Below are 14,074 nucleotides of genomic sequence, written 5' to 3'. Positions count from 1 at the left end.
GCCGGATCACTCCCGACACTGAAACGAAGGTATCTGTGGAGAGGGCCTGCAAGTCATTTTGCAGGCCCTCTCTTGGCATTTCGGATAATGCTCCTATCTACAAGTAAGGACGAAGCGAGAACTGCCATAACGGGGTTTACGCCGTCGCAACTGGCCGCCTTCACGGGGCATAGGAGCATTGCAAGAACATGAATATTGAGAAATTTACCGAAAGAAGTCGTGGGTTTCTTCAGGCCGCATCGACGATTGCCCTGCGTGACTATCATCAGCAGCTGACACCCGAGCATCTCCTCAAGGCTCTACTTGACGATTCGGAGGGAGCGGCTTCCGGTCTTATTCGCGCAGCGGGAGGGGATCCGGAAGCTGTTCGCAAGGCCAATGAGGCAGCGTTGGCGCGTCTACCCAAAGTGCAGGGTGGCGGGGCTGGCCAGCCTCAGGCTACGCCCGATCTGGTCCGTGCACTCGACGCAGCCGAACAGGACGCCCAGCGTTCCGGTGATAGCTTCGTGGCGCAGGACCGCCTGCTTGTTGCGCTTGCCGCAAGCAAGTCGGCAGCTGGCCAGGCACTCGTCGAGGGCAAGGCTAATTCCAAGGCGCTCGAAAGCGCTGTCGCCCAGCTTCGTAAAGGTCGTGTGGTCGATAGCGCCAATGCCGAAGCCGGATTTGATGCGCTCAAGAAATATGCCCGTGATGTCACCGCGGTTGCACTCTCGGGTAAACTCGATCCGGTTATTGGACGCGACGAGGAGATTCGCCGGGCAATCCAGGTTCTGGCACGTCGCACGAAGAACAATCCTGTGCTTATAGGTGAGCCTGGTGTTGGCAAGACGGCCATTGTCGAAGGGCTGGCCTTGCGTATTGTCAATGGTGACGTTCCTGAAGCCCTGCGCAACAAGAAGCTGCTGTCACTCGACATGGGTGCTCTGGTTGCCGGTGCGAAATATCGCGGCGAATTCGAAGAGCGTCTCAAGGCGGTTCTCAAGGAAATCGAGAGCGCTGAGGGACAGGTTATTCTGTTCATCGACGAAATGCATACACTTGTTGGTGCCGGACGGGCCGATGGCGCCATGGATGCTTCGAACCTGATCAAGCCTGAGCTTGCACGCGGTGTGCTGCATTGCATTGGTGCCACAACACTCGACGAGTATCGTAAGTATATCGAAAAAGATGCCGCTCTCGCCAGGCGCTTCCAGCCGGTTTTCGTTGGCGAACCTTCAGTGGCTGATACGATCTCCATCCTGCGCGGTATCAAGGAGAAGTATGAGCTGCATCATGGTGTGCGTATCACCGATGGCGCCCTGGTCGCTGCTGCGACGCTGTCAAACCGCTACATCACCGACCGTTTTCTGCCTGACAAGGCGATTGATCTGATCGATGAAGCAGCAAGCCGTCTGCGTATGCAGATCGACAGCAAACCAGAAGCGCTTGATGAACTCGATCGTCGTATCATTCAGCTCAAGATCGAGCGTGAAGCCATCCGCAAGGAAGACGACAGCGCGAGCCGTGAGCGTCTGGTGAAGCTGGAAGCCGAGCTGGCTGACCTGCAGGAGCAGTCCGACACATTGGGTGCTGCCTGGCATGCCGAGAAAGATCGGGTGAACGCCATTCAGAAGCTCAAGGAGCAACTTGATCAGGCGCGTTCCGAAGTCGAGGTGGCGCAGCGCAAAGGTGATCTCGGCAAAGCGTCAGAGCTCATGTATGCGACCATTCCGGGTCTTGAGCGTCAGATTGAGGAAGCTCAGCAGGAAGAGCAGAAAGATGCAGCTCAGGCTGGTCTGTTCAGTGAATCCGTGACCGATCAGGGTATTGCCTCGGTTGTTTCACGCTGGACCGGTGTTCCTGTTGACCGCATGCTCGAAGGAGAGCGTGCCAAACTCGTGCGTATGGAAGACGCGTTGCGTGAGCGTGTTGTAGGTCAGGAGCCTGCGCTCAAGGGAGTCTCCAATGCCGTCCGTCGTGCGCGGGCCGGGTTGCAGGATCCCAACCGTCCTATCGGATCCTTTCTGTTTCTGGGTCCGACAGGTGTGGGCAAGACCGAGCTCGCCAAGGCTCTGGCGCAGTTCCTGTTTGATGATGATCGCGCCATGCTGCGCGTGGATATGAGCGAGTTCATGGAGAAACACGCCGTATCCCGTCTGGTTGGTGCACCTCCTGGCTATGTAGGTTATGAGGAAGGTGGCGTACTGACAGAGGCGGTGCGTCGTCGGCCCTATCAGGTGATCCTGTTTGATGAAGTCGAAAAGGCGCATGAGGATGTGTTCAATATTCTCCTGCAGGTGCTTGACGATGGGCGTCTGACAGACGGGCAGGGGCGTGTTGTCGACTTCCGCAATACGATCATCATTCTGACGTCCAACCTCGGTTCGGATATTCTGGCTAACCAGCCGGATGGTGAGAGTACAGATCTGGTTCAGGCACAGGTCATGGCAGTGGTGCGTAATCACTTCCGTCCGGAATTCCTGAACAGGCTTGATGAGATTGTTCTCTTCTCTCGCCTGCAGCGTGTGGACATGAATCGCATCGTTGCCATTCAGCTCAAGCGCCTGCGCAGCCTTCTTGAGGAACGCAAGATCACGCTCGATCTTGACCAGGCGGCAAGCGACTGGCTGGCGGAATCAGGTTACGATCCTGTCTATGGTGCACGTCCGCTCAAGCGGGTCATACAGCGCAATCTCCAGAATACTTGCGGGGCTTATTCTGGATGGGTCGATCTTTGATGGTCAGACCGTGCATGTTTCGGCCAATGACAAAGGGCTGGTCATCAATGGCCAGCAGGCCGAGCTCGATTGAGGGGATGATGCCTGCGGAGGTTTCACAGCTCAGGGAATGAACCATAAAGGCGTGAGATCTGATGATCTCACGCCTTTCTTTATCAGCCCGGCATACCGGTCCCGCCGGTAATTCCGTAGATCTGTCCCGTTATGTAGCTGGCCTCTGTTGAGGCCAGCAAAACATAGACAGGGGCAATCTCAGCCGGTTGCCCGGGCCGATCCATCGGTACGGTGGTCCCGTATTTCTCTACCGCTGACATGGGTTGACCGCCACATACCTGTAACGGAGTCCAGAATGGCCCCGGAGCGACAGCGTTGATACGTATCCCCTTTGGCAAAAGCTGTTTCGCAAGGGATTTTGTCAGATTGGCGATACCAGCTTTGGTCAGGCTGTAATCAATGATAATCTGTGATGGGTCATAGGCATTGGACGATGCGGTGTTCACGATCGCACTGCCGGGCGGCATATGGGGAATGGCAGCTTTGATCAGCCAGAACAAAGCGTAGATGTTGGTCTTGAGCGTCCAGTCAAATTCCTCAGTCGTCAGGTCGAGAATGCTCTCATGGTAATGCTGACGGCCCGCGCAGTTGACCAGTGTATCAAGAGCACCAAGCTGGGAAACAGCATCCGCCACCAGTTTTTTGCAGAACTCTTCTGAACGCAGATCGCCAGGAAGGGCCACGGCTTTGCGGCCCGCCTTGCGGATGAGGGCGATGACCTCACTTGCGTCCTGCTCTTCCTGGGGCAGATAGTTGATTGCGACATCGGCGCCTTCGCGCGCATAGGCTATGGCAGCCGCCCGTCCGAGCCCTGAGTCCCCGCCTGTGATCAGGACATGACGACCGGTCATACGGCCTGAGCCATGATAGCTTGTTTCGCCACAATCGGGTTTGGGATGCATATGTGACTGGAGGCCCGGCCACTCCTGTTCCTGGGATGAAAAGGGCGCATGAGCATACAGTTTTTGCGGGTCAGTAAGCGGTGCCGCCATAGGAGGTCTGGATTCTGCCTGGGCTCGACTGGAGGCAACCATCATTCCTGCAATGCCCAGTGTTGCACCCTGCATGATTGAACGTCTTCCAGGCCCGACTTGCTTCTCGTTGCTTGCTCCCGGATCTGCAGGGCAGAGGGGCTGGTCTGGTGTTTTGCTGGTCATGAAAACGCTCTCATCATGTGGCTGACTGACTGTGCCGATCTGTCGACACTCAATGAAAAGCAATGCAAGCCGAAAGGGTTGCGTCTCAATGCCCTAGCGGCAGAGTGGCAGACGGGTTATATTGGGCGCTTGTTGCGAGTAGGAGCGTCACCCCAGCATGTCCGAACAGATCCGTCCGACCGAGTTGCCAGAGAACCTCGATGACGAAGCCGATTACGGCGCCTCATCCATCTCGGTTCTCAAGGGGCTCGATGCGGTACGCAAACGCCCCGGCATGTATATAGGCGATACGGATGACGGCTCGGGCCTGCATCACATGGTCTTCGAGATCATTGATAATGCTGTCGACGAAGCGCAGGCCGGTCACGCCACACGCTGTGTCCTGACCATGAATGGTGACGGGTCGATCAGTGTCCGTGATAATGGTCGTGGCATTCCGACGGACATGCATGAGGAAGAGGGTGTCAGCGCTGCTGAGGTGGTACTGACCAAGCTGCATGCCGGTGGCAAGTTCAATCAGAACTCCTACAAGGTGTCCGGTGGTCTGCATGGCGTGGGTGCTGCGGTCGTCAATGCCCTGTCTGAATGGATGGAAGTGCGTATCTGGCGTAACGGCATGGAGCATTTCATCCGTTTTCAGCATGGTGAGCGCGATGATGCGCTGGCGGTGGTTGGTGCAAGTAACGAACCGCGTGGGACCCTGGTCACATTCAAGCCCAGCAAGCAGACCTTCACCAAGGTCGATTTCGAGTTTGCCATTCTCGAACGCCGTATGCGAGAGCTTGCCTTCCTGAATTCAGGACTTGAAATCGTGCTGCGTGACGAACGTCACGCCGAGAACAAGGAAGTGACCTTCTGCTATGAAGGTGGCCTTAGTGCCTTCGTCGAGTATCTCGATGCAAGCAAGACCTCGATTGTCAGCCCGCCTATCGTAGGGTCTATCGATCATACCGAGAGTGGTATCCGTGTTGAGTTCGCACTGACATGGAATGACAGCTTTCATGAGACGATGCTGTGCTTTACCAATAACATTCCGCAGCGCGACGGCGGCGCACATCTTGCCGGATTCCGGCAGGCTCTGACGCGGATTGTTGGTAAATATGCTGAAACCGGATCATCAAAGAATTCAGCTTCGCTGACAGGCGAGGATATGCGTGAAGGCATGACCGCTGTTCTGTCGGTCAAGGTGCCAGACCCCAAATTCTCGTCCCAGACCAAAGACAAGCTCGTGTCGTCCGAGGTTCAGCCGGTTGTGCATGTAACCGCAGCTGATGCTATCGGGCACTGGTTTGAAACGCATCCCCGCGAGGCCAAGGCCATCATTGCCAAGGTGAATGAGGCTGCAGCAGCGCGTGATGCCGCCCGACGTGCACGGGAACTGACACGCCGCAAGGGCGTGCTCGACGTTTCCTCCTGCCGGGCAAGTTGGCAGATTGTCAGGAACGCGACGCAAGCAAGGCCGAATTGTTCATCGTCGAGGGTGACTCCGCAGGCGGCACAGCCAAGCAGGGTCGTGACCGTCGCTTTCAGGCCATCCTGCCTCTCAAAGGCAAGATCCTGAATGTCGAGCGTGCGCGTTTCGATCGTATGCTTGGCTCGGCTGAAGTCGGCACGCTGATTACAGCTCTGGGGACAGGTATCGGGCGTGGCGATGTGGAGCAGGGCGGTTTTTCTGTCGACAAACTGCGTTACCACAAAATCGTCATCATGACAGACGCCGACGTCGATGGTTCGCATATTCGCACGCTGCTTCTGACTTTCTTTTTCCGTCAGATGCCCGAACTGATTGAGAAAGGGTATCTCTATATCGCCCAGCCACCGCTCTATCGCGCAAAGCGCGGCAATGAAGAGCGCTATCTGAAGGATGATGCCGCACTGGAGCAGTATCTGCTCGACAAGGCGCTCGGTAACGCCACTCTGACGCTTGCAACTGGCCAGATTCTCGATGGCGAGGCGCTTATGGAACGCGTCAGGATGATGGGGCAGGTCGCCAAGACGCTTGGAGCCCTTTCGTCGAAAATTCCTGTCTGGGTGCTCGAGCAGGCTTACGTCGCCAAAGCCTTGTCGCTCGGCCATGATCATGCCCAGGAACGCGCGCCCGTTCTTCAGGCGCGTCTCGATGCAGCCTCGCCGGTCAACGAGCGCGGCTGGATGGTTGGTCCGACGGAAGAAGGCGGATTGCGTCTGGCGCGCAGTGTGCGTGGTGTTGGTGAAGTCTACACGCTTGATGCGGCTCTTCTGCGTTCGGCGGAAGCACGCTGGCTCGCTGGAGAAGGCAGTCGCGTTGCCGACGACTTCGAAGGTGCGGCGAAACTCGCTCTTGACAGCCTGAGTGTGGAACTTGCCGGTCCGGCAATGGTTTTTGATCGTGTGTTGCAGCAGGGGCGCAAAGGCCTTGCCATCAACCGCTTCAAAGGCCTTGGCGAGATGAACAATGAGCAGCTCTGGGACACAACCCTCGACCCCGCAACCCGTATCCTGCTCCAGGTCAAGGTTGGCGATATCGAGGAGGCCGGACAGGTCTTCTCGACACTCATGGGTGACGTTGTTGAGCCGCGACGCGACTTTATCGTGGGTAACGCGCAGAAAGTCGCCAATCTTGACGTTTAAGACATTTGCGACGGCTTTATTACTGGCGGGGATGATTCCGGCCAGTAATAGCCTGTGTGCTGCGGATCTGGGTTCGGTTGCGCCAACAGCCTCCGTTTCTGATTCGACCCAGATAACGGCTGTTTACCGCGTCTATAATCATGGAATGCATGTGGTCGACGCCACTGCTGACTATAAAATAAACGATCTGGTATACGGTATCAGGACCACTCTCCATGCGGGTGGGCTACTCAGTATGTTCCTGCGCATGGATATACAAAGTACGGCCCAGGGACGGTTTGATCATGACCGGGTGCAGCCCACTGGCTATGAGAGTACCGGTTATTCACGAGGTCAGCATCGTGCTGTTGTCCTCAGCTATGCCAATGATAGGCCGCAGATCGTAACGCTTGATCCAAAGGAAAGTGATCGCGAGGCGGTACCGCAAACCAGTCTTGCTCATGCCATGGATACCCTGAGCGCCATGGCTTATCTGCTCGAAAATGTTCGCCACACCGGAAAATGTGATGGTAACGCACAGGTTTTTGATGGGCTCCGCCTGAGTGCCATGACCTCGCATGGCCCTTTCAAGGGGGAGGTGCCATCGTCCTACGGGCAGAAATTCAAGGGACAGGCGTTACGTTGTGATTTTGTCGGACAGCAGGAAGCAGGTTTTATCAAAGACTCATCGCATCTGGATGTCATGAAGGCACCACATCCGGGTGCCGCATGGTTTCAGGATCTGCCAGGCGTCGGTCTGACCGCTGTTCGTGTTGAATTCGAACATCCGAAACTTGGCCCGATGATTGCCGTACTGGACCGTCAACCTACGACGCAGCAATAGGATATGCTGCTCGCGGCCGCAGCTTCAAGGAAGGGCTGCGGTCTAGCCCGGCTGTGAAATCTGACGGATCAAAAGAGGAATCTCTGTCATGGTCTCCGCTATGGCTGTCGCATGTCCGGCCATAATAGGTGTTCCATAGCCCCATTTGGCAAAGAGTGATGGCATGGGTACGCCATTGGCTGCGGCTATGTCATTGTGATGATCGCCGATCATGACTCCATGCAGGGGGTCGGCATCAATCAGATGCAGTGTTTGCCTTATATGATCAGGGTTGGGCTTTCGTACGGGAAAACTGTCGCCGCCGCCGATTGAGTCAATCAGTGAGGCAATGCCAAGCTGTTCGATGATTGCCTGAGCGGCCTTGACGGGCTTGTTTGTGCAGATGACACAGGCCATGCCTTGCTGGCGAAGTGCCTCAAGCGTTTCGACTGTGTCGGGAAACAGACGCGTCTTCTGCGTGGCGCGTGGTTCATAAATTTCGAGAAAGCGCCGCGTCGCTTCATCGCGATCGATGTGGTTCTCGTCACCGGCATGGACGAGTAGGCGATCGACAAGACGTCGGACACCATCTCCGATCATGATTCTGACTGCCTCTTCGCTCGCGGGAGGCAGGTCATATGATTTCAGCAATGCCACGCCAGACTCAGCGAGATCGGGCAAACTATCAACCAGCGTGCCGTCGAGATCGAAAACGGCTGTTTTGATTTGGGTTCTCAAGGACGTTCTTCCCTGGCTTGGTAAGGATGCAATAATCGGCAACCCGAAGTGACAGGGCAAGCGTTTGACAGGTCTTATCCCTGTTGGCTACGCCACGTCATAATATGACATCACTTTCCTTCCCCGACGGCCAGACCGTCCGCCATCACAAGCCCACGACTGCCGTGATCCTGGCTGCCGGCCTTGGAACACGCATGCGCTCTTCGCTTCCCAAGCGCTACATCCTCTGGGCGGGCGTCCGATGATCATGCATCTGATCGAAACGGCCGGACTGGTATTCGACCGGCTCGTTGTGGTTATCGGCCCTGATATGGATCTATTGGAAAAAGCTGCAGTTCCCTGGCCTTGCGTCGTGCAGAACGAACGCCTTGGTACCGGTCATGCAGCACGCATGGCAGAAGCCCTTTTCGGAGAGGGTGATGTCGCCATATTATACGCTGATAATCCGCTGATTACCGAGCAGACCATGCGTGATCTGCTTGCTACCCGCCGTCGGCAAAATACCTCACTGGCCCTGCTTGCCATGCGTCCGGCCGATCCGGGCCGTTATGGACGTGTGATCGAACGCGACGGTTGTGTGCAGGAAATCGTGGAATGGAAAGATGCGACTGAGACCCAGCGTAAGGTAGCCTTGTGCAATGCAGGCGTACTTTGTGCTGATGCTGCCGATCTGCGCCGCTGGCTGGCTGGGTTGAGTAATGAAAACGCACAGGGGGAATATTATCTGACTGATGTCGTGGCCCAGGCTGCCGGAGAAGGTGAGGTGCATCATGTCGAAGCCCCGGCCGAGGAGCTTGCGGGAATCAATTCCCGGGCCGAGCTGGCTGTAGCCGAAGCCAGTCTCCAGAAACGCCTGCGTCTTGCCGCGATGGAGGCCGGTGTCACCCTGGTTGCTCCCGAGAGCGTGTTCCTCAGTGTTGATACAGTGATCGAGCCAGATGTTCTGGTCGAACCCAATGTCGTATTCGGCCCAGGTGTAACGGTACGAAGTGGCGCACGGATAAGGGCTTTCAGTCATCTGGAAGGCTGTGTCGTTGGTCATGATGCCCTGATTGGACCCTATGCCCGTCTGCGCCCGGGCACGACATGCGGTACGGGATCTCATGTCGGTAACTTTGTTGAACTCAAGGCGACCCAGCTGGGAGATGGAGCGAAAGCCAATCATCTTTCCTATCTGGGTGATAGCAGTGTCGGTGCACGGACCAATATCGGTGCAGGAACAATCACGTGCAACTATGACGGGTTCTTCAAGCACCGGACCACAATTGGTGACAATGTATTTGTCGGCTCAGACGCCATTCTTGTGGCGCCTGTCACGATTGGTGATCATGCCCTGATTGCGGCAGGTAGCGTGATTACGGAAGATGTCGAGCCTGGCGCTCTTGCCCTTGGCCGGTCCAGACAAACCAACAAGCAGGAGCGTGGACGCATGATCAGTGAGTCTTTGCGCATGAAGAAGGAACAGGCTGATGTGCGGAATCTGCGGCGTTGTCGGGCATCAGAATGCCACCCCGCTCATTGTCGAGGCGCTACGTCGTCTTGAATATCGCGGCTATGATTCTGCTGGCATTGCAAGTCTTGTTGATGGACAGATCTCACGCCGTCGTGCGGCGGGCAAACTGGATAATCTGCAGGCCGTGCTTGATGTGGAACCGCTTTCCGGTGTGACAGCTATCGGTCATACGCGATGGGCAACCCATGGTCTGCCAAACGAGACCAATGCCCATCCTCATGCAACGGATCGCGTGGCGATCGTTCATAACGGTATTATCGAGAACTACGAGGAGCTCAAGGCTGAAATGCTGGCTGTGGGACGCCAGTTCAGCTCCGAAACCGACACCGAATGCGTGGCGCAGCTTGTTGATTTCTATCTTGACCAGGGTCTGTCGCCCCGTGAGGCAGCCAGCAAGACTCTGGGACGTCTGCAGGGTGCTTATGCGATTGCCATGATTTTTGCCGGGCATGAAGGACTCATGATCGGCGCACGCCATGGTGCACCGCTGGCAGTCGGTTTCGGCGAAGGCGAGATGTTTCTCGGCTCTGACAGCCTTGCGCTGGCACCACTCGCACGCAGGATCGCCTATCTCGATGATGGTGACTGGTGCGTATTGCAGCCGGATGGTGTCGAGTTTTTCGACTCAGCCAATATCCGTGTCCAGAGGCCAGTCCAGACCATTGCCCTGATGGCTGGTGCAGTCGGCAAGGATGGCTATCGCCATTATATGGAGAAGGAGCTTCACGAGCATCCAGTAGTAATCGGTCAGACCCTGCAGCGTATAATCGACCCGGTAACCCGTGCGATCAATCTGCCTGACTTTCCTTTCGATCTGGCCGAACTGCCTCGTGTCGTTATCACCGCTTGTGGTTCAGCTTTCTATGCCGGTCTTGTGGCGCGATACTGGCTCGAGGCCGAGGCGCGTTTGCCGGTCGATATCGATGTTGCCTCAGAGCTGCGTTACCGCAACCCGCCGCTCACGCCAAAAGGCATGGCGCTGATGATCTCGCAATCCGGCGAGACAGCAGATACCCTGGCGGCAATGCGCAGCCTTCGTGAACGCCAGCAGCATATCGTTTCGGTCCTCAACGTTGAGGGGAGTACGATGGGGCGGGAGAGTGATGTTGTTCTCGGCATGGTAGCAGGCCCGGAAATTTCGGTTGCCAGCACCAAGGCCTTTACGGCGCAGCTCTCTGTTCTGGCCGTACTGACGATTGGTATTGCTCGTGCGCGGAACGCGATGTCAGCCAAGCGTGAAGGCGAATTGCTTGCAAGCCTGCTCGATCTCCCTTCAAGGGCTTCTGAGGTCTTCTCGCGGGCAGGGGCTATCCAGGCCATGGCCGGCGCTGTCGCCGAAGCACGCGACGTGCTGTATCTCGGGCGGGGCATCTGTTTTCCGGTTGCCCTTGAAGGAGCGCTCAAGCTCAAGGAGATTTCCTATATCCACGCAGAGGCCTATGCTGCCGGTGAGATGAAGCATGGTCCTATCTCGCTGATCGACAAGGATGTGCCCATTGTCGTCATCGCACCCTCGACCATTCTTTTTGACAAGACATTGTCAAATATTCAGGAGGCCAAGGCACGTGGCGGGCGGATCATGGCTTTTACTGATGAAAAAGGGGCGCAACGCCTGAGCGGTATTGCGGAACATATGGTTATCCTGCCCGATGTTGATCCTTTTGTGGCGCCGATCCTTTATACGATTCCCGTACAGATGCTCGCCTACGAAGTGGCATTGCGCCGGGGGACGGATGTTGATCAGCCCCGTAACCTCGCCAAATCAGTAACTGTGGAGTAGTCTTTTCCCGAAGCAGAACAGGGAAAGAGATCAATGGCGGGATCGGGACCGACGATACTCATCCAGGGTGCCGGAGTGGCCGGGCTCGTGACCGCGGTGACCCTTGCCGAACGTGGCGCTCAGGTAACTCTTCATGAGGCCGGTCCGCGCATAGGGAGTGGAGCCTCCTGGTTTGCCGGAGGTATGCTTGCGCCCTGGTGTGAGGCAGAGTCGGCTCCTGAAGAGGTGACCCGGGATTCGCTCGATGCGCTTGCCTGGTGGTCGGAACACGTGCCGCATGTCATGCACAACGGGAGCCTTGTTGTGGCCCCGCCGCGCGATCAGGCAGAGCTCGCCCGGTTTGGCAGGCGTACGAGCATTTCCAGTCTCTGGGCATGGACGATATTGCTGCACTCGAACCTGATCTTGCCGGGCGTTTCGAGAAAGCTCTTTTCTTTGCCGAAGAAGGTCATGTCGATCCGCGCGTTGCGCTTGTACGTCTCAAGGAACGCCTGCTGACGCTCGGTGGTCATATCCGTCTGGACCATTCGGTAGTTGAAGGCCAGTTCGACTGGACTGTCGATTGTACCGGCATGCAGGCGCGGGACACCGAAACTGCCTTGCGTGGTGTTCGCGGTGAGATGATTCTGGTACGCTGTCCTGATGTCACCCTGCATCGTCCCGTACGGATGCTGCACCCGAGGATCCCGATCTATATCGTACCCAGAGAGAATCATGTTTTCATGGTAGGGGCGACGATGGTCGAGAGCGACGACAGTCGGGAAATTACGGTGAGGGCCATGAGCGAGCTCCTCAACGCTCTCTACACCCTGCATCCTGCTTTTGCCGAGGCCGAAATCATCGAGGCCAATGCAGGGATCCGTCCTTCCTATCCGGATAATGTGCCACGTGTGCATTGCGAAGGGCGTCGGATTTCCGTCAATGGTATGTATCGCCACGGGTTTTTGCTCTCGCCTGCCAGAGCGAGAGAAGTCGCCGATATCATCTTTGGTCAGAGTGTCTGACCCACCCCTGTGCCGGGGCGTTTCAGGACACGGAACGAGCATACAAGCAGGGCGCCAGGTTCAATATCGGGACCAGGCGCTTTCTAAAGACTGGGAGAACTGCCATGCGGATCATGGTGAATGACGAGATGAAGCTGATCACGAGCCGCTTTCTCTCTGAAGCGCTGATCGAACTCGGCTATGCCGGAGCGAAGGTGGCAACGGCAATAGACGGCGTTTTTGTCCCCCGATCCGCGCGAGAAGGCCGGGCACTCGAAGAGGGCGCGCACCTCGAAATTCTTGCTCCGATGCAGGGGGGCTGATCCATGCGCGCCTACGGTGTCGAACTGTCATCCCCCCTTATGCTGGGAACAGCGCTTTATGATAGCCCGGCCATTCTGGCTGAAGCCGTCCGTCATGGGCAACCTGGTGCTGTAACGGTCTCCCTGAGGCGGGAATCTGCAGGGTTACAGGCTGGACAGGCCTTCTGGGAGCTGGTTCGTGGTTTCAACGTGCCAGTTCTGCCCAATACAGCTGGCTGCCATACGGTTCGAGAGGCGGTTACGACTGCGCAGATGGCGCGTGAAGTCTTCGAAACCGACTGGATCAAACTGGAAGTGATCGGGCAGGGTGATCTGCTTCAGCCTGATGTTTTCGCTCTGGTTGAAGCCGCGCGGATTCTGAATGACGAGGGCTTCAAGGTCTTTCCCTATATGACGGAAGATCTGGTTGTGGCTGAACGTCTGCTTCGGGCAGGTTGTGAGGTGCTTATGCCATGGGGGGCACCGATCGGGTCGGGGAGGGGATTGAACAATCTGTTTGGCCTCAGAGCCCTGCGTGCGCATTTTCCCGAGACGCCAATGGTGATTGATGCGGGTATAGGGCGCCCTCTCATGCCGTTACCGCGTTCGAACTTGGCTTCGACGCTATTCTGATCAATACGGCAGTCGCCAAATCCGGAAATCCCGCAGTCATGGCTGAGGCCTTTCGTCTGGCCTGCACGGTAGGGCAGACAGCCCGGACAGCCGACCCTATGGAAGAACGCGATATGGCCGTTCCCTCGACGCCCACTCTTGGCAAGGCAGTTTTCGCATCATGACTTCCCGGCTTCCGTCACCAATCTATCCTGTCGTTGATCATCCGCGCTGGGTCGAGCGTCTCGGTGCTGCAGGCGCGCGGTTTATTCAGCTGCGTCTGAAAAACCTCGATCCCGAGACCTTGCGGTCGCAGGTGATCGAAGGGCAGGAGGCAGCCGCGCGTCATAATGTAAGGCTTGTCCTTAATGATTACTGGCAGCTCGCTCTCGAGCTGGGTATCGATTATATTCACATCGGGCAGGAAGATCTCGATACAACCGATCTGGAACAGATCAGGGCCGCGCGTATTGCGTTTGGCATTTCCACCCACTCTCATCAGGAACTTGATCGTGCCTTGTCCGTGCGACCTGATTATGTTGCGCTTGGTCCGATCTGGGAAACCAAGCTCAAGAAAATGATTTGGGATCCGCAAGGTGTCGAGAAACTGACGGAATGGAGAAGAATAATCGGACCCGACATGCCACTCGTGGCGATTGGTGGTATCACAAAAGCAAGAGCATCGTCCTGTATTGCTGCCGGAGCTGATAGTGTTGCTGCGGTTTCGGATTTCATAGCATCCGATGATCCTGAATATCAGGTCAGAGCCTGGCTGCAGACCTGTTCATCCTGATATCTGGTAATAT

General features: G+C 56.5%; 6 protein-coding genes and 5 pseudogenes. 9 read left to right on the top strand and 2 right to left on the bottom strand.

Annotated elements, in window-relative coordinates; translation table 11 throughout:
* Nucleotides 1–188: 188 nt before the first annotated feature.
* Nucleotides 189–2,790: pseudogene (gene clpB / locus JCM25354_RS17495) on the top strand (ATP-dependent chaperone ClpB).
* 82 nt (nucleotides 2,791–2,872) lie between these two features.
* Here the strand turns inward: clpB and JCM25354_RS07725 are convergent.
* The gene (locus JCM25354_RS07725) at nucleotides 2,873–3,808 is read right to left on the bottom strand and encodes an SDR family oxidoreductase (protein WP_279379558.1); all 936 of its coding nucleotides are present in this window, start codon (nucleotides 3,806–3,808) and stop codon (nucleotides 2,873–2,875) included.
* A 277-nt stretch (nucleotides 3,809–4,085) separates the two neighbouring features.
* Here JCM25354_RS07725 and gyrB point away from each other — a divergent pair.
* Both gyrB and JCM25354_RS07715 read left to right on the top strand, forming a co-directional pair.
* A pseudogene (gene gyrB, locus JCM25354_RS17490) lies at nucleotides 4,086–6,538 on the top strand (DNA topoisomerase (ATP-hydrolyzing) subunit B).
* Nucleotides 6,528–7,361, top strand: coding sequence for a DUF3108 domain-containing protein (locus JCM25354_RS07715; protein ID WP_025885586.1), 834 nt, complete (start codon nucleotides 6,528–6,530; stop codon nucleotides 7,359–7,361). Before gyrB ends, JCM25354_RS07715 begins: the two are co-directional and overlap by 11 nt.
* A gap of 42 nt (nucleotides 7,362–7,403) precedes the next feature.
* Here the strand turns inward: JCM25354_RS07715 and JCM25354_RS07710 are convergent, their stop codons facing one another.
* Nucleotides 7,404–8,078 carry an HAD-IA family hydrolase gene (locus JCM25354_RS07710; protein WP_025885585.1) on the bottom strand — a complete coding sequence of 225 codons (675 nt, stop codon included), beginning with the start codon at nucleotides 8,076–8,078 and terminating at the stop codon, nucleotides 7,404–7,406.
* Nucleotides 8,079–8,182: 104 nt separating this feature from the next.
* On the opposite strand from JCM25354_RS07710, the pseudogene glmU reads away from it, so the two are divergent.
* The 6 genes and pseudogenes from glmU to thiE form a co-directional block, all read left to right on the top strand.
* Nucleotides 8,183–9,543 (top strand): annotated as a pseudogene (glmU, locus tag JCM25354_RS17485) (bifunctional UDP-N-acetylglucosamine diphosphorylase/glucosamine-1-phosphate N-acetyltransferase GlmU); the annotation flags it as partial.
* Between the two features lie 4 nt (nucleotides 9,544–9,547).
* Nucleotides 9,548–11,371 (top strand): glutamine--fructose-6-phosphate transaminase (isomerizing), encoded by a 1,824-nt coding sequence (gene glmS / locus JCM25354_RS07700; protein ID WP_025885584.1) that lies wholly within the window; start codon nucleotides 9,548–9,550, stop codon nucleotides 11,369–11,371.
* A 33-nt stretch (nucleotides 11,372–11,404) separates the two neighbouring features.
* Nucleotides 11,405–12,375, top strand: a pseudogene (thiO, locus tag JCM25354_RS17480) (glycine oxidase ThiO).
* A gap of 104 nt (nucleotides 12,376–12,479) precedes the next feature.
* Complete coding sequence (gene thiS, locus JCM25354_RS07690) at nucleotides 12,480–12,677, top strand: sulfur carrier protein ThiS (RefSeq protein ID WP_025885583.1); 198 nt, start codon at nucleotides 12,480–12,482, stop codon at nucleotides 12,675–12,677.
* 3 nt (nucleotides 12,678–12,680) lie between these two features.
* A pseudogene (locus JCM25354_RS17475) lies at nucleotides 12,681–13,453 on the top strand (thiazole synthase).
* Complete coding sequence (gene thiE / locus JCM25354_RS07680) at nucleotides 13,450–14,061, top strand: thiamine phosphate synthase (RefSeq protein ID WP_025885582.1); 612 nt, start codon at nucleotides 13,450–13,452, stop codon at nucleotides 14,059–14,061. The pseudogene JCM25354_RS17475 and the gene thiE overlap by 4 nt, the downstream one beginning before the upstream one ends.
* Nucleotides 14,062–14,074: the final 13 nt, after the last annotated feature.

Source organism: Asaia prunellae JCM 25354, from assembly GCF_000613885.1.
Classification (GTDB): Bacteria; Pseudomonadota; Alphaproteobacteria; order Acetobacterales; family Acetobacteraceae; genus Asaia; species Asaia prunellae.
Note: the sequence above shows the minus strand (reverse complement) of the source record. Positions and strands in the feature narration are given on the sequence as shown.